The organism is Streptomyces sp. R44, assembly GCF_041053105.1.
Classification (GTDB): domain Bacteria; phylum Actinomycetota; class Actinomycetes; order Streptomycetales; family Streptomycetaceae; genus Streptomyces.
Genome location: NZ_CP163444.1, coordinates 6,314,613 through 6,331,770, shown reverse-complemented (window position 1 = coordinate 6,331,770; position 17,158 = coordinate 6,314,613). Strand labels below are relative to the sequence as shown.

Genomic DNA, 17,158 nt, shown 5'->3' with positions numbered 1-17,158 from the left:
ACGGCACGGCAACGGCTCAACGGTGCCCGGAACCGTGGACGGGGCGCGTACCGTCCCCTCCGGCACCGGCATAGTGGGGGCCGTCGGTCGTGTCCGCGAGGGCCCGGCCGGTGTTCGGCCATGCACCATGCACAAGTTGACGTAGTCCCAGGGGGATCACGAGATGCGATCGATTCGTCCGCTGCTGATGGCGGCTTCCGCCGTCGCGGCGCTGACGCTCACCGTCACGGCCTGCGGTCCGAGCGAGGAGAACGCGGGAGGCGACAAGCCCGTCGCGCCCGTGAGCCTGGACCCGGACAAGCTCAAGATTCCGGAGGACCTGAAGGACCGCCTGAAGGAACACGGGATCGACCTCGACAAGTGGCGGAACGGCGAGTGGAAGAACTGGGACCGCGACAAGTGGCTGCGTGAGGCCAAGGACTTCGTCAACCCGATCATCGAGGACCTCTGGGACCCGGACCGGATGCGCGAGGCCGAGCGCCCCGACAAGCCGGTCGAGGAGGAGGACATCTCGGGCGACAAGGGTGTCACCGACCCGACGCCGGACCCGGTGAAGGCGAAGGCGGTGGCGGCGAAGTACCACGACAACGCCCCCGAGTCCGGCAAGGTCTTCTTCGACGGCCCCGAGGGTTCGATGGTCTGCTCGGCCACGGTCGTGAAGGACCCCGCGCACCCGGGCAAGTCCAACCTGGTCTGGACGGCCGGCCACTGCGTGCACAAGGGCAAGGAGGGCGGCTGGTACCGCAACATCGCCTTCGTGCCCTCGTACAACGACGCGGCGATGGAGACCTCCGCGCTGGAGAAGGCGACGCGGGAGCAGATCGCCCCGTACGGCGTGTGGTGGGCGGACTGGGTCAAGACCTCCGACCAGTGGATCGCCGAGGGCGCGTCCACCGGTGGTGCCGGTGCTCCGTACGACTTCGCGGTCATCAAGGTGACCCCGGAGAAGGGCTCCTCGGGCAAGTCCCTGGAGGAGACGGTCGGTTCGGCGCTGCCGGTGGAGTTCAACGCCCCCGCGGTGCCGAAGATCGCAAGCCTGACGGCGACCGGCTACCCGGCGGCGCCGCCGTTCGACGGCCAGAAGGCCTTCCAGTGCAAGGACAAGCCGGGCCGGCTGTCCCTGAAGGCCGAGCAGCCGACGATGTACCGGATCGGCTGCACGATGACCGGTGGTTCCTCCGGTGGCGGCTGGGTCGCCAAGGGCCATGACGGCAAGCCGGCGCTGGTGTCGAACACCTCGATCGGCCCGTCGACGGCCGGCTGGCTGGCGGGTCCGCGCTTCGGTCCCGAGGCCAAGGCCATCTTCGAAGAGGTCAGCAAGAAGTACGCCGGCCAGTAGGCACGGCATCGCACGGAGGCGGGACCGTCGGGTCCCGCCTCCACCCGTGTTCCGCGCAACGGGCATACTGTGCACCGCTTATGACACGTCCATGGCAACACCAACGGGGAATCCATACATGCGTTCCGTACGACTCCTACCCGCCGCCCTCGGTCTGGTCACCGCGCTCACGCTGACCGCCACGGCCTGCGGCCCCACCGAGACCCCGGCCGACGGCAAGCCGTCCGCCGGAGCGAGCAGCTCCGCACCCGCCGCCGACGGCGGTGACGCCGGTTCCGACCTCACCAAGGACCTCGCCGACAAGCTCAAGAAGCACGGCGTCGACCTGGACAAGTGGAAGAACGGCGAGTGGAAGAACTGGGACCAGGACACCTGGCTCCGTGAGGCCGAGGACTTCGTCAACCCGGTCATCGACGGACTCTGGGACCCGGCGCGCATGCAGTCGGCGAAGAGCCCGGACCAGACGATCACCGCGCAGGCCGGCAGCGGCGGCAGCGACCCGACGCCCCGGCCCGTGCAGGCGCAGCGCGAGAAGACCCCGTACCACCGCAACGCGGCCCCGGTCGGCAAGATCTTCTTCGACTCGCCCGAGGGCTCCATGGTCTGCTCCGGCACGATCGTGAAGGACCCGCGCCGGCCCGGGAAGTCCAACCTGGTCTGGACGGCCGGCCACTGCGTCCACGCGGGCAAGAAGGGCGGCTGGTACCGCAACATCACCTTCGTCCCGGCCTTCAACGACCTGGGCAAGTCCCCCGCCGCGCTGCAGAACGCGCAGCCGCACGAGGTGTACCCGTACGGCCAGTTCTGGGCCGACTGGGCCGTGACCTCGGGCGAGTGGATCAACGCGGGCGGCACCAACCAGGCCTGGCCGTACGACTACGCCGTGCTGCACGTGCAGCCGGAGCGCGGCGGGAAGTCCCTGGAGGAGACCGTCGGCGTCGCCCTGCCGGTCGACTTCTCCGCTCCGACGGCCGCGCAGGCCGGGACGATGGGCGCCTGGGGCTACCCGGCGGCGCCGCCGTACAACGGCATGATCATGCACAAGTGCCTCGACCGGCCCACCCGGCTCACCACGGCTCCGGCCACGCCGACGATGTACCGGATCGGCTGCACGATGACCGGTGGTTCCTCCGGTGGCGGCTGGTTCCGCGTGCTGCCGAACGGCAAGACGGCGCTCGTGTCGAACACCTCGATCGGCCCGGCCGGCGGCAACGGCTGGCTCGCCGGACCGCAGCTGGGTCAGGGGGCCAAGGCCGCCCACGACATGGTCAGCAAGAAGTTCGCCCGCTGACGCGCTGAGCGACACGGCAGGAAAGCAGGCAGGAAAGCAGAAGGCGCCGGCTCCTCCGGAAGGAGAAGCCGGCGCCTTCGCCGTTCGTCAGTGCGCGGCCGGCACGTACGGCGCGAGCAGCGCCGCCAGTTCCTCGTGCACCCGGGCCTTGAGCAGGGTGCCCTCCGGGGTGTGCTCCTCGGACTGCACCTCGCCCTCGGCGTGCACCCGCGAGACGAGACCGCCCTGCGTGTACGGCACGAGGACCTCCAGCTCGACCTCCGGGCGCGGCAGCTCGGAGTCGATGAGCGCGAGGAGCTCGTCGATGCCCTGGCCCGAACGGGCCGAGACCACGAGCGAGTGCTTCTCCATCCGCAGCAGGCGCTGGAGGACCAGCGGGTCGGCCGCGTCGGCCTTGTTGATGATGACGATCTCCGGCACGTTCACCGCGCCGACGTCGCGGAAGACCTCGCGCACGGCGGCAAGCTGCTCCTCCGGGGCGGGGTGCGAGCCGTCCACCACGTGCAGGATGAGGTCGGACTCGGCGACCTCCTCCATGGTGGAGCGGAACGCCTCGACCAGGTGGTGCGGCAGGTGCCGGACGAAGCCGACGGTGTCGGCCAGGGTGTAGATCCGGCCGGTGGGCGTCTCGGCCCGGCGGACGGTCGGGTCGAGGGTGGCGAACAGCGCGTTCTCCACCAGGACGCCCGCGCCCGTGAGCCGGTTGAGCAGGGAGGACTTGCCGGCGTTGGTGTATCCGGCGATGGCGACCGACGGCACCTTGTTACGGCGCCGCTCCTGCCGCTTGATGTCGCGGCCGGTCTTCATCTCGGCGATCTCCCGGCGCATCTTCGCCATCTTCTCGCGGATGCGGCGCCGGTCGGTCTCGATCTTGGTCTCACCGGGACCACGGGTGGCCATGCCGCCACCGCCGCCGCCACCCATCTGACGGGAGAGCGACTGACCCCAGCCGCGCAGTCGCGGCAGCATGTACTGCATCTGCGCGAGCGCGACCTGCGCCTTGCCCTCTCGGGACTTGGCGTGCTGGGCGAAGATGTCGAGGATGAGGGCGGTCCGGTCGACCACCTTCACCTTGACGACGTCTTCGAGGGCGATGAGCTGGCCGGGGCTGAGCTCGCCGTCGCAGACGACGGTGTCGGCACCGGTCTCGAGCACGATGTCGCGCAGCTCGCGCGCCTTGCCCGAGCCGATGAAGGTGGCCGGGTCCGGCTTGTCGCGGCGCTGGATCACGCCGTCGAGGACGAGGGCGCCCGCCGTCTCGGCGAGGGCCGCGAGCTCCGCGAGGGAGTTCTCGGCGTCCTGCACCGTCCCGGAGGTCCAGACACCGACCAGCACGACGCGCTCCAGGCGCAGCTGGCGGTACTCGACCTCGGTGACGTCCTCGAGCTCGGTGGAGAGGCCCGCGACACGGCGCAGCGCCGCACGCTCGGAGCGGTCGAACTGCTCGCCGTCCCGCTCTCCGTCGATCTCGTGGCTCCAGGCGACGTCCTCTTCCATCAGGGCATCGGCCCGAAGGCTCTCGGTACGGCTCGTCTCCGCGAAGCTCTGGTCCTGGGAAGGGGAAGAAGAGGAGGTCATTGGGTCCTAACGTCGATGAGGAGATTCGTGTCTGTGCCGGTCACAACGCCTGCGGGCGCCGGAAGATTCCCGTCCGCGGCCGCGTCGCCGACCTGAAGATGGTGACACGGCCGCGCGGGGCCCGTCACCCGGGTTTCGGGGCGGTCCTCGCGCCCTCGACGGGGCGGCTGCGCCAGTCCGGGTGCCCGGGCATGGCCGGGGTCTTCGCCTCGTACAGCCAGGCGTGGAAGAAGGCGGTGAGGTCCCGGCCGGCGACCTCGCCGGCGAGCGCGATGAAGTCGGCGGTGGTGGCGGTCCCGTCCCGGTGCTCGGCGACCCAGCGGCGCTCCACGGTCCGGAAGGCCTCGGTGCCGATCTCCTGGCGGAGCGCGTAGAGGACGAGGGCGCTGCCGTCGTAGACGACGGGCCGGAAGAGGCTGATCTTGTGGTCGGGCGCGGGCGGCTCGGGGGCGGCCGGCGGTCCTCCGTCGGCGCGCCAGCCGTCGGAGGCGGCGTAGGCGGCCTTCATGCGCTTCTCCAGGGGCTTGCCGGCGGTCTCCTCGGCGTACAGCGCCTCGTACCAGCTGGCGTGTCCCTCGTTGAGCCAGAGGTCGGACCAGGTGCGGGGCGAGACGCTGTCGCCGAACCACTGGTGGGCCAGCTCGTGGACCATGACGGAGTCGACGTACCACTCGGGGTAGGCGGGCTCGGTGAAGATGCCGCGCTCGAAGAGGGAGAGGGTCTGGGTCTCCAGCTCGAAGCCGGTGTCCGCGTCGGCGATCAGCACGCCGTACGTCTCGAAGGGGTACGGGCCGACCTGCTTCTCCATCCACTCCAGGTGGCCGGGGGTGCGGCGCAGCCAGGGCTCCATGAGCTGCCGGTCGGCGGTCGCGACCACGTCCCGTACGGGCAGCCCGTGGGGGCCCTCGCGGTGGACGACGGTGGAGCGGCCGATGGAGACCTGGGCGAGCTCCGTGGCCATGGGGTGGCGGACGCGGTACGTCCAGGTGGTGGTGGCGCCGTGGTCGACGCGGCCCTCGGGGAGCCCGTTGGCGACGACGGTGAGGTCGCTGGGGGCGGTGATCCGGAAGGTGAATCTGGCCTTGTCGGCCGGGTGGTCGTTGGAGGGGAAGACCCGGTGGGCGGCGTCGGCCTGGTTGGCCATGGCGAGCCCGTCGCCGGTGCGGACCCAGCCGCCGGTGTCGGCGGGGCCGGTGGGGTCGCTGGTGTGGGTGACGGTGATCTGGACCTCCTCCCCCGCGTCGATCGGGGCGACCGGGGTGACGACCAGGTCCTCGCCAATGCCGACGTACTCGGCGGGCAGACCGTCGACGGTGACGGCGGAGACCGTGCCGTGGGTGAAGTCGAGGTTGAGCCGCTCCAGGTCCTCGGTGGCGCGCGCGTCGATGCGGGTGACGGCGGCGAGCGGCTTGGTGTTCACCCCCGGATAGGTGAGGTCGAGGGTGTACGCGAGGACGTCGTAGCCGGGGTTGCCGAGGTGCGGGAAGAGCGGGTCCCCGATGCCGAGCGGCGCCGGGGCGGGCAGCGCGGCGGCGACGAGCCCGGCGGAGGCGGCGACCAGGACGGCGGAGCGGAGCCACCGCGCGCGGGGCAGGGGGGTTCGGACGAGCGGCATGGGCCAGGGCCTTTCCGGAGGAATGGCCCTACGGCTACCAGGGCCGCCGCCGCACACCGGGACGGCGCGCGCGCCGGCCACCCGAAGGGGGTCACCGGAGGGGGCACCCGAAGGTGACGGCCTACCGCGAACCCCGGGCCCCGAGTCCAAGGCCCCGTCGCCCCAGGCCCCGAGTCCGGAGCCCCGTCGCCCGAGGCCGGGCGCTCGAAGGGCGGGCACTCGAAGGCCGGGCGCCCGACGGCCGGGCGCTCGAAGGCCGGGCGCTCGAAGGCCGTCGTCAGTTCAGCCCGCGCGAGTGGCGCGCCCGCCTGACGTCGTACACCCCCGGCACGTCCCGCATGGCCCGCATGAGGGCGGCGAGGCCGGCCACGTCGGGGAGGTGGAGGGTGTACGTGTGGCGGACCCGCTGCTCGCTGGGCGGCTCGACGTTCGCCGAGACGACGGCGGCCCCGGAGGCGGCGATGGCCTCGGTGAGGTCGGCGAGCAGTCCGGGCCGGCCGAAGGACTCGGCGACGAGGGTGACCCGGCCCTGCGCGGTGTCGCCCCAGCGGACGGTGACGGGCTCGCGGCCGAGATCGCGCATGGCGTCGACGGCGGAGCAGCGGGCGCGGTGGACGGTGACCGAGCCGCCGCGGACCCGGAAGCCGGTGATCTCGTCGGGCGGCACGGGGGTGCAGCAGCCCGCGGGACGGACGGCCGCGGGCGGCTCGCCGTCCAGGTCGGCGTGGAGCTCGGCGCCGGAGCGCCGGTCGGCGGGGACGCTGGGCTGCGGCCGGGGGTCGGTGGGGGCGGCGGGCGGCGCGGCGCTCTCGGGGTGCGCCTGGAGCCAGCCGGTGATCGCGATCCGCGCGGCGGGGGTACGGGCGTGGTCGAGCCACTCCGGGGACGGCCCGGACACCGTGTCCTGGGCGAGGAGCAGCTGGACGGTGTCGCCGTCGCCGAGGACGGTGCTCAGCGGGGCGAGGCGGCCGTTGACGCGGGCGCCGAGGCAGGCGTGGGCGGCCTCGCCGTGCTGGGCGTAGGCGGCGTCGACGCAGCTGGCGCCGGCGGGCAGGCTGATGGTGCCGGGGGCGCTGCCGTCGGCGCGGAAGACGGTGATCTCGTCGTCCTCGGCGAGGTCGGCGCGGAGCGAGGTCCAGAAGGTGTCGGGGTCGGGGGCGGACTGCTGCCAGGCGAGGAGCCGGGAGAGCCAGCCGGGGCGGGTGGGGTCGACGCGCTCGCCGTCGTCGGGCCCCTGGAGCGGGCCGTCGGGCTCCTGGCCCACGTGGGGGTTGCCGAGGGCGACGACGCCGGCCTCGGCGACCTTGTGCATCCGGTGGGTGCGGATGAGGACCTCGGCGACGGCGCCGTCGGGGGCGGCGACGGCGGTGTGCAGGGACTGGTACAGGTTGAACTTGGGGGCCGCGATGAAGTCCTTGAACTCGGAGATCACCGGGGTGAAACAGGTGTGGAGCTCGCCGAGGACCCCGTAGCAGTCGGCGTCCTCGGCGACGAGGACGAGGAGCCGGCCGAAGTCGCAGCCGCGCAGCTCGCCGCGCTTGAGGCGGACCCGGTGGACGGAGACGAAGTGCCGGGGGCGGACGAGGACTTCGGCGCCGATGCCGGCCTCGCGCAGGGCGGCGGTGACCTGGTCGGCGACGGCGGCGAGCTCGCCGGCGGCGCCGGGGTTGTCGGCGATGAGCGCGCGGGTGGTCTCGTACTCCTCGGGGTGGAGGATCGCGAAGACCAGGTCCTCCAGCTCGGTCTTGAGGGCCTGGACGCCGAGCCGCTCGGCGAGCGGGATGAGGACGTCTCGGGTGACCTTGGCGATCCTGGCCTGTTTCTCGGGGCGCATCACGCCGAGCGTGCGCATGTTGTGGAGGCGGTCGGCGAGCTTGATCGACATGACCCGGACGTCGCTGCCGGTGGCGACGAGCATCTTGCGGAAGGTCTCGGGCTCGGCGGCGGCGCCGTAGTCGATCTTCTCCACCTTGGTGACGCCGTCGACGAGATAGGCGACCTCGTCGCCGAACTCGTGGCGTACCTGATCGAGTGTCACCTCGGTGTCCTCGACGGTGTCGTGGAGGAGGGAGGCGGTCAGGGTGGTGGTCTCCGCGCCGAGTTCGGCGAGGATGAGGGTGACGGCGAGGGGGTGGGTGATGTAGGCCTCGCCGCTCTTGCGGAACTGGCCGCGGTGCGAGGACTCGGCGAGGACGTACGCCCGGCCGAGGACCGTCAGGTCGGCCTCGGGGTGCTGGGCTCGGTGGGCCTCGGCCACATGGCTGATGGCGTCGGGCAGCCGGTCACGGGGCGCCGGTCCGGCGGTGGCGCCGAGCAGGGCGGCGCGGCCGAGGCGGCGGAGGTCGATCCGGGCGCGTCCGCGTCTGCGGACGGCCATGTCGGTGGGGGCGGCCTCGGGGTTGGTGGCCTCTGCGCTCATGGGGCACCTCCGGCAACGTCGACCGGCGGTGGGCGGGCCAGGCGTGCCCGGGGGGCCGGTGCTTGATGCTACCGACCCCACCACGTGGCGCAGTCACGCTCTCGCTCAGCGTGAATCGGATCACCCATTCGAGCGATAATTCAGTCGTTGACAGTTTCGATTCCGCCGCGCGCGATCATGCCGTGAGCCAGGTGGGGTCGACGGTGCCCTCGGCGACGATGACCGCGGGGCCGGTCATGTCGATCCGGCCGTCGGGGTGCTCGGTGATGACCAGGGTCCCGCCGAGGACGTCGACGGTGTACGTGACGGGGGTGCCGGACTCGGCGGGGTCGACGCCGTCCCGGCGGGCGGTGGCGACGGCGACGGCGCAGGCGCCGGTGCCGCAGGAGCGGGTCTCGGCGGCGCCGCGCTCGTGGACCCGCATGGCGACGTGGCGGGGGCCGCGGTCGGCGACGAACTCGATGTTCACCCCGTCCGGGTAGACCGCCGCGGGCTCGTACGGCGGCTCGTCGTACAGGTTCCCCGCGTGGGCGAGGTCCTCGACGAAGGCGACCGCGTGCGGGTTGCCCATGTTCACGTTGCGCGCGGGCCAGCTGCGGCCGTCGACGGTGACGGTGACGCCGGCCTCGGGAAGCACCGCGCGACCCATGGCGACGGTGACGGAGCCGTCCTTGTCCAGGTGGACGTACTTGACGCCGCCCCGGGTGGCGACGGCGACCTCGCCGGCGGTGACGTGCCCCGCGTGCTCCAGGTAGCGGGCGAAGACCCGCACGCCGTTCCCGCACATCTCGGCGACCGAGCCGTCGGCGTTGCGGTAGTCCATGAACCACTCGGCTTCCTCGGCCAGGTGGCGCGCCTCGGGGTGGGCGGCGCTGCGCACGACGTGCAGCAGCCCGTCGCCCCCGATGCCGGCCCGCCGGTCGCAGAGCCGTGCCACGACGGCGGGGGGCAGGTCGACGGCGTTCTCCGCGTCGGGGACGATCACGAAGTCGTTCTCGGTGCCGTGGCCCTTGAGGAAGGGGAGCGGCGAGGTCTGCGTGCTGGTCACGCGATCAACTGTACGGGTCGGGACCGACAGGCCGCCCGCCCTGTCCACAGGACGGTCCACCCGGCCCGACCGCGCTCGGGCCACGTCCCCCCGGGCCCCGCCTCCGCACGGGCCCGGGCCGGACCACACACACGACGAGCGACCCCGAACGGCTGAGGGAGGGCGTGCCCGGGACCCGGTACGGGCACGGGTGCGTCCGGGACTCGGTACCGGCGAGCGTGCGTCCGGGACTCCGTGCGGGCGAGGGTGCGTCCGGGACTCGGTACGAGGCGAGCGCCGTACGGGTGCGGGCCGTGGCCCTTCAGCGCAGGCGGGCGACGCGCCAGACCGCCAGGGCCACCAGGGCCGCGATCGTCGACACGTAGAGGGCGAGGACGCGCCAGTTCGGGCGCTCGCCCGAGCCGCGGGGCGGGAGGCCCGGCCAGGTGTAGCCGACCTTGCGGGCGGCCATCATGCCCCAGCCCGCCGCGCAGGAGCTGATGAGGAGGCCGAGCATCGCGACCACGGCACCGCCGTCCCCGGAGCCGAAGGCGAGCGGGAAGGCGAACATCAGCGAGCCGACGGCGGCCAGGCCCACGATCGGGGCGAGTTGCCAGATCCGCAGCCGGCGCTGGGGCCGCAGCTCGACCTCGACCTCGTCGGCGTCGACCTCGACGGCCGTGCCCACGGCGTCGTCCGGACCGTCCGGGGTCAGCCCCGGGGCGGCGCCGACGGGAGCGTCGTCCGTCGGATGGCCCGGGGTGTCCGCCGACGGATCCGCCGTCGGGTCACTCAGGGCCGCCTCGTGCTGTTCTCTGTCGCGAGGGCCGGCCTCCATCGCCACGCGCCCTCCCCACTCGGACTTCACTCGGTCGATCGATGCTCGATGATGGCACGCTCATGACCGCCGAAATGACGGGCAGTGCGTCCCGATGCCATCACGTGATCAGGCTGTGACCGCTCGTTCGACCAACGACAGCGCCTCCCGCGGGAGTTCCCCCCGGTGATCGGCCGCTCCGCTGAGCCAGTGCACGCGCGGGTCGCGGCGGAACCACGAGTCCTGGCGGCGGGCGAAGCGCTTCGTGGCCCGCACGGTCTCCGCGCGCGCCTCGTCCTCGGTGCACTCCCCCGCGAGCGCCGCGAGGACCTGCTGGTAGCCGAGGGCGCGGGCCGCCGTGCGGCCCTCGCGCAGCCCCTGCGCCTCCAGGGCGCGCACCTCGTCGACGAGGCCGGCCTCCCACATCCGGTCCACGCGCGTGGTGATCCGTTCGTCGAGCTCGGGGCGGGCCACGTCGACGCCGATCTGGACGGTGTCGTAGACGGAGTCGGGGCCGGGGAGGTTGGCGGTGAAGGGCTTGCCGGTGATCTCGATCACCTCCAGGGCCCGGACGATGCGACGGCCGTTGCTGGGCAGGATCGCGCGGGCCGCCTCGGGGTCGGCCTCGGCCAGCCGGGCGTGCAGGACGCCGGAGCCGCGCTCTTCGAGTTCGGCCTCCAGACGGGCCCGGACGGCGGGGTCGGTGCCCGGGAACTCCAGGGCGTCGACGGCCCCCCGTACGTACAGTCCGGAACCGCCGACGAGGACCGGGGTGCGGCCCGCGGCGAGCAGCCGGTCGATCTCGGCGCGGGCGAGCCGCTGGTACTCGGCGACGCTGGCGGCCTCCGTCACGTCCCAGATGTCGAGGAGGTGGTGCGGGACGCCGCCGCGCTCCTCAAGCGTCAGCTTGGCGGTTCCGATGTCCATCCCCCGGTAGAGCTGCATCGAGTCGGCGTTGACGACCTCGCCGCCGAGCTGCTGTGCCAGGAATACACCCAGATCGGACTTTCCGGCTGCCGTGGGGCCGACGACGGCGATGACCCGCGGGGCGGGAGCTGCGCTTCTCACCGTCCCAGTCTCGCAAACCTCCCGCCCGGTCCCCGAACGAGCTACGTGACGGGCCCCATCCGGCTTCGTTGCCTGTTGCGAGGTTCCGACCGTCGATCGTCACGGAGCCCGTCCCGTCCGAGTACGCTATGGAGTGAATATGGGCGTTTTTGCAATGTTTCGCCGGAAGAAGCAGGGCGACACCGGGTCGGATGCCACGGCCGAGGCCGCCGAGGCGGAGGCCCCGACGGCTGCCGCGGAGGACGTCGAGACGGACGAGGTGACGGCCGAAGCGGCGCCCGCCGAGGCCGTCGAGATCCCGAAGCAGCAGTCGGCCGAGGCCGCCGCCGACAACGAGGCGGGCGAAGGCGCCCGGAAGTAGGACACGGAATACGGGCCCCCGAGGTCCGCGGAGGGAAGGTGCCCCATGGGTCTCCTGGATTCGCTGAAGGCCAAGCTCGCCCCGGCCAAGGACAAGGTCGCCGACCTCGCGCAGCAGCACGGCGAGAAGATCGACCACGGCCTGGACAAGGCCGCGAAGCTGGTCGACGAGAAGACCAAGGGCAAGTACAGCGAAAAGATCCAGTCCGGTACGGGCAAGGCGAAGGACGCCATCGACCGGATCGGTCACAAGGACGACGGCACGCCCGGGAGCGGTGGCGCGACGCCGCCGCCGGCCGCCTGACGACCGACGTCACCCGACAGTCCCTCCGCACGGCGGACGGCCGCGGAGCATCGCGCTCCGCGGCCGTCCGCCGTTCGTGTGCCCGGGCTTCTACGACCAGGCGGCGACGAAGTACCCCACGCCGTACGGGGCGTCCTCGAAGAGCAGTCGGCCGTCGAGGCCCGCGCCCTCGGCCGCGCCCGCGAGGACCTGCCAGGGGGCGCGGCCGGCCGCCTTCAGCTCGCCCGCGAGCCCGGCGTCCAGCCCGAGCAGCGCGGTCACGTCGGCCGTGCCGAGCGCCCGGGCCGCCTCCGCGTCGAAGCCGGCCGCGCGCTCGTCCAGGTAGCCGGGGGCCTTCACGGTCCGGCAGGCGCTGCCGTCGCCCATCACCAGGAGGGCGACGCGCTCGGCGGAGGCCGCGAGCTCACGGCCGGTCGCCGCGCAGGCGTCCGGCGCCGTCGCCTCGGCCACGGCCAGGCCCTCGATCGGCGCGTCGGCCCAGGCGGCGCGGGTGAGGAGCCAGGCGGCGACGGCGAGGGAGGCGGGGAGGGCGCGGGAGGTTGTCGGGCCTTCGCCCAGGTGCACCGAGAGGTCGACGCCGAATCCGGCGAAGGAGCCCGTCGCACCGGCCGGGTAGGCGCCGTGCGCGCCCGCTTCGGCGGGGCCGACGACGTACAGCCGGTCGGGGCGGGCGGCGGCGAGCAGCCCGACGGCATCCGCGCAGGCCGTCCGCGCGGCGTCCAGCTCGGGGGCGGCGCCGGTCGCGATCTCGGGGAGGAGCAGGGGCGGGGAGGGGCAGACGGCTGCGGCGACAAGCATGATCGGCAGCCTACTGCGCCCTGCCGTCCGTCGTGGGCCTACGCCCGCCGCGCCCCGCCCGTTGTGGGCATGCGTTTCTCCCCCAGACTTCGTCCGGGAGGTGCCCCCATCGCCCCAGCGGGACGCCTGCCCACACGGCGGGTGGGCTCGTTCGTCAGTGCGTGCCGCAGGCCGGGGTCTCCGCCGGGGGGAGGGGGGCCGGGGCGCCGATCTTCGGGAGGCCCAGGAGGACGCCCGTCGGCTTCGGGGCCGCCGTGCGCTTCTCCCAGGCGTCGCCCGCGCGCGTGCGGCGGACCGAGGAGACCTCGCCCTCCGCCAGGAGGTGGTGCGGAGCCGCGTACGTGATCTCGACCGTCACCACGTCGCCGGGGCGGACCTCCTCGGCCGGCTTCGTGAAGTGGACGAGCCGGTTGTCGGGGGCGCGGCCGGAGAGGCGGTGGGTCTCGCCGTCCTTGCGGCCCTCGCCCTCCGCGACCATGACCTCCAGGGTGCGGCCGACCTGCTTCTTGTTCTCCTCCCAGGAGATCTCCTCCTGGAGGGCGACGAGGCGCTCGTAGCGCGCCTGCACGACCTCCTTCGGGATCTGGCCCTCCATGGTCGCCGCCGGGGTGCCGGGGCGCTTGGAGTACTGGAAGGTGAAGGCGTTCGCGAAGCGGGCCTCGCGGACGGTGTGCATCGTCTGCTCGAAGTCCTCCTCGGTCTCGCCGGGGAAGCCCACGATGATGTCGGTGGAGATCGCGGCGTGCGGGATGGACGCGCGGACCTTCTCGATGATGCCGAGGAAACGCTCCTGCCGGTAGGAGCGGCGCATCGCCCGGAGGATCGAGTCCGAGCCGGACTGGAGCGGCATGTGCAGCTGCGGCATGACGTTCGGCGTCTCGGCCATGGCCGCGATGACGTCGTCCGTGAAGTCGCGGGGGTGCGGGGAGGTGAAGCGGACGCGCTCCAGGCCCTCGATCTGGCCGCAGGCGCGCAGCAGCTTGCTGAAGGCCTCGCGGTCGCCCAGGTCGGAGCCGTACGCGTTGACGTTCTGGCCGAGCAGGGTGATCTCGGAGACGCCCTCGGCGACCAGCGCCTCGATCTCGGCGAGGATGTCGCCGGGTCGGCGGTCCTCCTCCTTGCCACGCAGGGCGGGGACGATGCAGAAGGTGCAGGTGTTGTTGCAGCCGACGGAGATCGAGACCCAGGCGGCGTAGGCGGATTCGCGGCGGGTCGGCAGCGTGGAGGGGAAGGCCTCCAGGGACTCGGCGATCTCGATCTGGGCCTCCTCCTGGACGCGGGCGCGCTCCAGGAGGACCGGCAGCTTGCCGATGTTGTGCGTGCCGAAGACCACGTCGACCCAGGGGGCCTTCTTGACGATGGTGTCGCGGTCCTTCTGGGCGAGACAGCCGCCGACGGCGATCTGCATGCCGGGGCGCGTGGTCTTCATCGGGGCGAGCCGGCCGAGGTTGCCGTACAGCTTGTTGTCGGCGTTCTCGCGGACCGCGCAGGTGTTGAAGACGACGACGTCGGCGTCGCCGTCCGCGCCCTTGGGGGCCCGGACGTAACCCGCCTCCTCCAGCAGACCGGAGAGCCGCTCGGAGTCGTGGACGTTCATCTGGCACCCGTAGGTGCGGATCTCGTAGGTCTTGGTGCCGTCAACGCTCACTGCGGTGCTCCGGTCGCTGCTGCTCGTCATGCGTCCAAGGGTAGGCGGTCCGGGGATGGCTCCCGTCCCGTCATTTCGCACACGGTGATGTTCATTCGAACATCACCGTGGTAGAAAGTCGTCATGGGTGTCGCCAATCGTCTGGACCTGACCCTGCGATTGGTGCAGGGCTCCGACCGGGTCTCCGTGTCGGAGCTCTCCCTTCGTCTGGGCGTCTCCGAAATGACCGTCCGCAGGGACCTCGACGCGCTGGAGCGCCAGGGTCTCGTGCGCCGGGTGCACGGTGGTGCCGTCGCCACGCGCACGCGTGAGGAGCAGGCGGGGTTCACCGCGCGGGAGCCCTGGCAGACCGCGACCAAGGACAGGATCGGCGCGGCCGTGGCCGCGCTCGTGGAGCCCGGTTCGCGCGTGCTGCTCGACGCGGGGACCACGACCGTGCACGTCGCCGAGCACCTGGCCGACCGAGGCCCGCTGACGGTCGCCGTGCTCAGCCTCCAGGCGGCCGTCGCCCTGGCCGACCGGCCCGGGATCGATCTCCTCGTCGTGGGCGGACGCTCCCGTCCCGGTGAGCGCTCCCTCGTCGGCCCGCTCGCGCTGCGCACCCTGGAGGCCCTGGCCTTCGACTGCTTCGTGATGTCCATCGGCGGGGTGCACGCCGAGCACGGCTGGTCGGAGTTCTCCCTCGACGACGCGGCCGTCAAGCAGGCCGGGCTCGCCCGTTCCGCCCGTACGGTCGCGGTCGCGGACGCGACCAAGCTGGGCGTGCGCGCGTTCAGCCGGGTCGCCTCCCTCGACGCGGTGGACGACTTCGTGACCGACCGGGCCGCGGAGGACGCCGCCACCCATCCCGGCGGCCCCCAGACCCTGGACGCCCTGCGGGACGCGGGTGTCCGGACGGCGCTCGCCTGACCGGGACGCCGTCGCCCGTACCCGTACGCCTGATGGAGGAGTGATGCGGTCATGACCCCCGGTCCCCGCCCCCTGATGATCCTCGTCGCCGGTCCCTACCGGGCCGGCACCGGCGACGACCCCCGCAAGCTGGCCGCCAACGTGCGGGCGATGAACGAGGCCGCTCTCGTGCTCTTCCGCGCCGGGCACCTGCCCGTCACCGGAGAGGCCCTCGCCCTCCCGCTCCTGGAGACGGCCGGCGGCGCCGCCCCCGGCGACCCGCTCTTCGACGAGATCTTCCATCCCGTCGCCGAGCGCCTGCTGTCCCGCTGCGACGCGGTGCTGCGGATCGGCGGGCCCTCCGAGGGCGCCGACCGGATGGTCGCCCAGGCCCTCGGGCAGGGCGCCGCCGTCTACACCGACATCACCGCCGTCCCGGCCGCCCGATGACCGCCGGCGTCGACACCCCCGACCGCCGCGGCCGGACCGGTCTCGACCGGCACGGCCGCGATCTGACCGGCAACCCGGACGTGCGGATCCAGGACGTGGAGGTGCTGTCCTGCGACTGGTACGTCCTGCGGAAGACCACTTTCGACTTCCGGCACGGCGACGGGCACTGGAGCCGTGAGCAGCGCGAGACCTACGACCGCGGCGACGGGGCGACCGTCCTGCTCCACAACACCGAACGCCGTACCGTGCTCCTGGTCCGCCAGTTCCGCCTCCCCGCCTACGTCAACGGGCACCCCGACGGCATGCTCCTCGAAACCGCCGCGGGCCTCCTCGACGGCGAGAGCCCCGAGGAGGCGATCCGCCGCGAGGCCGAGGAGGAGACCGGGCACAGCATCGGTGCGCCCGAGCGGGTCTTCGAGGTCTACATGAGTCCCGGCTCGGTCACCGAGCGCCTGCACTTCTTCGCCGCTCCGTACGACACGGCGCACTCCCCCGGTGAGACCCACGGGGTCGCCGCCGAGGGCGAGGACATCACCACCGTGGAGGTCCCCTTCGCGGAGGCACTCGCCATGGTCCGCGACGGAAGGATCGCCGACGCGAAGACCGTCATGCTGCTGCAGTGGGCCGCCCTCGACGGGCCGTTCCGGGCGGGTGCCTAGGGCCTGTCCGGAACGGCCCTGCGGTTTTCCGCAGGGTGGCCGGGCGGGAAGCCTCGTACCGGGCGTGACGTGGGATTTCTAGCGTGAAGGGTGCCGGGGCGGAGGGCCTCGGGAACCCACTCGCCGTCCTGGAGATCCGCCGTGCCGATCACCTCGCCCGTCTCCCACCCCGCCCTGGCCCTGGCCGGGGAGCCCGCCGGCGGATTCGCCGGGTGGGCCGCCGGACTCGTCGACACGATGGGCGGGCCCGGCGCCGGGCTGGCCATCGCGCTGGAGAACCTCTTCCCGCCGCTGCCCAGCGAGGTGATCCTGCCGCTGACCGGCTTCGCCGCCGGGCAGGGGGTGCTCAGCCTCGCCTCGGCGCTGTTCTGGACGACGCTGGGGTCGGTGGTGGGGGCGGTGACCCTCTACTGGATCGGCGCGTGGTTCGGGCAGCGGCGGATGCACGCGCTCTGGGCCCGGCTGCCGCTGGTGAAGGTCTCCGATCTGGAGCGCACCGAGCGGTGGTTCGCGCGGCACGGCACCAAGGCGGTGTTCCTGGGCCGAATGGTGCCGATCTTCCGCAGTCTCATCTCGGTCCCCGCCGGGGTCGAGCGGATGCCGATGCACCTCTTCCTCACCCTCACGACGCTCGGCAGTCTCGTCTGGAACAGCGTGCTCGTGATGGCCGGTTACTGGCTCGGGGACCGCTGGGACCTCGTCGAGGGGTACGTGGGCGTGCTGTCCAAGGCCGTGCTGGTGCTGGTCCTGGTGGCCCTGGCCGCGTTCCTCGCCGTACGGCTCCGGGGGCGCGGCCGAGCCCAGCACCGCCGTACCTCCTGAGCGGGGAGCGGGGACCTGTGCCGGACGAAGTAGGCCTCCTGAGCGGGGAGCGGGGACCCGTGCCGGACGAAGTAG

General features: G+C 72.8%; 16 protein-coding genes. 8 read left to right on the top strand and 8 right to left on the bottom strand.

All coding sequences use genetic code 11. The features are described from left to right. Nucleotides 1–163 precede the first annotated feature (163 nt). Nucleotides 164–1,339, top strand: coding sequence for a serine protease (locus tag AB5J54_RS29490; protein WP_369146933.1), 1,176 nt, complete (start codon nucleotides 164–166; stop codon nucleotides 1,337–1,339). 118 nt (nucleotides 1,340–1,457) lie between these two features. Continuing rightward, nucleotides 1,458–2,630, top strand: coding sequence for a serine protease (locus tag AB5J54_RS29485; protein ID WP_369146932.1), 1,173 nt, complete (start codon nucleotides 1,458–1,460; stop codon nucleotides 2,628–2,630). 87 nt (nucleotides 2,631–2,717) lie between these two features. Here the strand turns inward: AB5J54_RS29485 and hflX are convergent, their stop codons facing one another. From hflX to miaA, 6 genes are all read right to left on the bottom strand, one after another. Continuing rightward, nucleotides 2,718–4,208, bottom strand: coding sequence for a GTPase HflX (gene hflX / locus AB5J54_RS29480; RefSeq protein ID WP_369146931.1), 1,491 nt, complete (start codon nucleotides 4,206–4,208; stop codon nucleotides 2,718–2,720). 124 nt (nucleotides 4,209–4,332) lie between these two features. Beyond that, nucleotides 4,333–5,823: a M1 family metallopeptidase gene (locus AB5J54_RS29475; RefSeq protein WP_369146930.1), complete on the bottom strand. Its 1,491-nt coding sequence runs from the start codon at nucleotides 5,821–5,823 to the stop codon at nucleotides 4,333–4,335. 277 nt (nucleotides 5,824–6,100) lie between these two features. Then, complete coding sequence (locus AB5J54_RS29470; protein WP_369146929.1) at nucleotides 6,101–8,242, bottom strand: bifunctional (p)ppGpp synthetase/guanosine-3',5'-bis(diphosphate) 3'-pyrophosphohydrolase; 2,142 nt, start codon at nucleotides 8,240–8,242, stop codon at nucleotides 6,101–6,103. Between the two features lie 175 nt (nucleotides 8,243–8,417). Further along, nucleotides 8,418–9,290 (bottom strand): diaminopimelate epimerase, encoded by an 873-nt coding sequence (dapF, locus tag AB5J54_RS29465; protein WP_369146928.1) that lies wholly within the window; start codon nucleotides 9,288–9,290, stop codon nucleotides 8,418–8,420. 301 nt (nucleotides 9,291–9,591) lie between these two features. Continuing rightward, nucleotides 9,592–10,107, bottom strand: a complete 516-nt coding sequence (locus AB5J54_RS29460; protein WP_369149493.1) for a hypothetical protein — start codon at nucleotides 10,105–10,107, stop codon at nucleotides 9,592–9,594. Nucleotides 10,108–10,215: 108 nt separating this feature from the next. Beyond that, nucleotides 10,216–11,154 (bottom strand): tRNA (adenosine(37)-N6)-dimethylallyltransferase MiaA, encoded by a 939-nt coding sequence (gene miaA, locus AB5J54_RS29455; protein ID WP_369146927.1) that lies wholly within the window; start codon nucleotides 11,152–11,154, stop codon nucleotides 10,216–10,218. A gap of 139 nt (nucleotides 11,155–11,293) precedes the next feature. Between miaA and AB5J54_RS29450 the strand changes: the two genes are divergently transcribed. Beyond that, entirely contained in the window at nucleotides 11,294–11,515 is a 222-nt protein-coding gene (locus tag AB5J54_RS29450) for a gliding motility protein (RefSeq protein ID WP_369146926.1), read from the top strand. 45 nt (nucleotides 11,516–11,560) lie between these two features. Beyond that, nucleotides 11,561–11,818, top strand: coding sequence for an antitoxin (locus AB5J54_RS29445; protein WP_369146925.1), 258 nt, complete (start codon nucleotides 11,561–11,563; stop codon nucleotides 11,816–11,818). Nucleotides 11,819–11,908: 90 nt separating this feature from the next. Here AB5J54_RS29445 and AB5J54_RS29440 read toward each other — a convergent pair whose 3' ends face one another. Together AB5J54_RS29440 and miaB are read right to left on the bottom strand one after the other, a co-directional pair. Then, nucleotides 11,909–12,616, bottom strand: coding sequence for a class III extradiol dioxygenase subunit B-like domain-containing protein (locus AB5J54_RS29440; protein WP_369146924.1), 708 nt, complete (start codon nucleotides 12,614–12,616; stop codon nucleotides 11,909–11,911). Between the two features lie 154 nt (nucleotides 12,617–12,770). Then, nucleotides 12,771–14,294, bottom strand: coding sequence for a tRNA (N6-isopentenyl adenosine(37)-C2)-methylthiotransferase MiaB (gene miaB / locus AB5J54_RS29435; protein ID WP_369146923.1), 1,524 nt, complete (start codon nucleotides 14,292–14,294; stop codon nucleotides 12,771–12,773). Between the two features lie 93 nt (nucleotides 14,295–14,387). Here miaB and AB5J54_RS29430 point away from each other — a divergent pair, with 93 nt between their 5' ends. The 4 genes from AB5J54_RS29430 (at nucleotide 14,388) to AB5J54_RS29415 (ending at nucleotide 17,083) form a co-directional block, all read left to right on the top strand. Continuing rightward, the gene (locus AB5J54_RS29430; RefSeq protein ID WP_369146922.1) at nucleotides 14,388–15,173 is read left to right on the top strand and encodes a DeoR/GlpR family DNA-binding transcription regulator; all 786 of its coding nucleotides are present in this window, start codon (nucleotides 14,388–14,390) and stop codon (nucleotides 15,171–15,173) included. A 51-nt stretch (nucleotides 15,174–15,224) separates the two neighbouring features. Next, nucleotides 15,225–15,602 (top strand): DUF4406 domain-containing protein, encoded by a 378-nt coding sequence (locus AB5J54_RS29425; protein WP_086830737.1) that lies wholly within the window; start codon nucleotides 15,225–15,227, stop codon nucleotides 15,600–15,602. After that, the gene (locus AB5J54_RS29420; protein ID WP_369146921.1) at nucleotides 15,599–16,261 is read left to right on the top strand and encodes an NUDIX domain-containing protein; all 663 of its coding nucleotides are present in this window, start codon (nucleotides 15,599–15,601) and stop codon (nucleotides 16,259–16,261) included. The genes AB5J54_RS29425 and AB5J54_RS29420 overlap by 4 nt, the downstream gene beginning before the upstream one ends. 147 nt (nucleotides 16,262–16,408) lie before the next feature. Next, on the top strand, nucleotides 16,409–17,083 hold the full coding sequence (locus AB5J54_RS29415) for a DedA family protein (protein WP_369149492.1): 675 nt from the start codon (nucleotides 16,409–16,411) through the stop codon (nucleotides 17,081–17,083). Nucleotides 17,084–17,158: the final 75 nt, after the last annotated feature.

Coding starts and splice junctions, on each gene's coding strand:
- miaB (WP_369146923.1), bottom strand. CDS start 14,294: ATGACGAGCAGCAGCGACCGGAGCACCGCAGTGAGCGTTGACGGCACC.
- AB5J54_RS29450 (WP_369146926.1), top strand. CDS start 11,294: ATGGGCGTTTTTGCAATGTTTCGCCGGAAGAAGCAGGGCGACACCGGG.
- AB5J54_RS29445 (WP_369146925.1), top strand. CDS start 11,561: ATGGGTCTCCTGGATTCGCTGAAGGCCAAGCTCGCCCCGGCCAAGGAC.
- AB5J54_RS29425 (WP_086830737.1), top strand. CDS start 15,225: ATGACCCCCGGTCCCCGCCCCCTGATGATCCTCGTCGCCGGTCCCTAC.
- AB5J54_RS29440 (WP_369146924.1), bottom strand. CDS start 12,616: ATGCTTGTCGCCGCAGCCGTCTGCCCCTCCCCGCCCCTGCTCCTCCCC.
- AB5J54_RS29420 (WP_369146921.1), top strand. CDS start 15,599: ATGACCGCCGGCGTCGACACCCCCGACCGCCGCGGCCGGACCGGTCTC.
- AB5J54_RS29460 (WP_369149493.1), bottom strand. CDS start 10,107: ATGGAGGCCGGCCCTCGCGACAGAGAACAGCACGAGGCGGCCCTGAGT.
- AB5J54_RS29475 (WP_369146930.1), bottom strand. CDS start 5,823: ATGCCGCTCGTCCGAACCCCCCTGCCCCGCGCGCGGTGGCTCCGCTCC.
- hflX (WP_369146931.1), bottom strand. CDS start 4,208: ATGACCTCCTCTTCTTCCCCTTCCCAGGACCAGAGCTTCGCGGAGACG.
- AB5J54_RS29470 (WP_369146929.1), bottom strand. CDS start 8,242: ATGAGCGCAGAGGCCACCAACCCCGAGGCCGCCCCCACCGACATGGCC.
- AB5J54_RS29485 (WP_369146932.1), top strand. CDS start 1,458: ATGCGTTCCGTACGACTCCTACCCGCCGCCCTCGGTCTGGTCACCGCG.
- AB5J54_RS29490 (WP_369146933.1), top strand. CDS start 164: ATGCGATCGATTCGTCCGCTGCTGATGGCGGCTTCCGCCGTCGCGGCG.
- AB5J54_RS29430 (WP_369146922.1), top strand. CDS start 14,388: ATGGGTGTCGCCAATCGTCTGGACCTGACCCTGCGATTGGTGCAGGGC.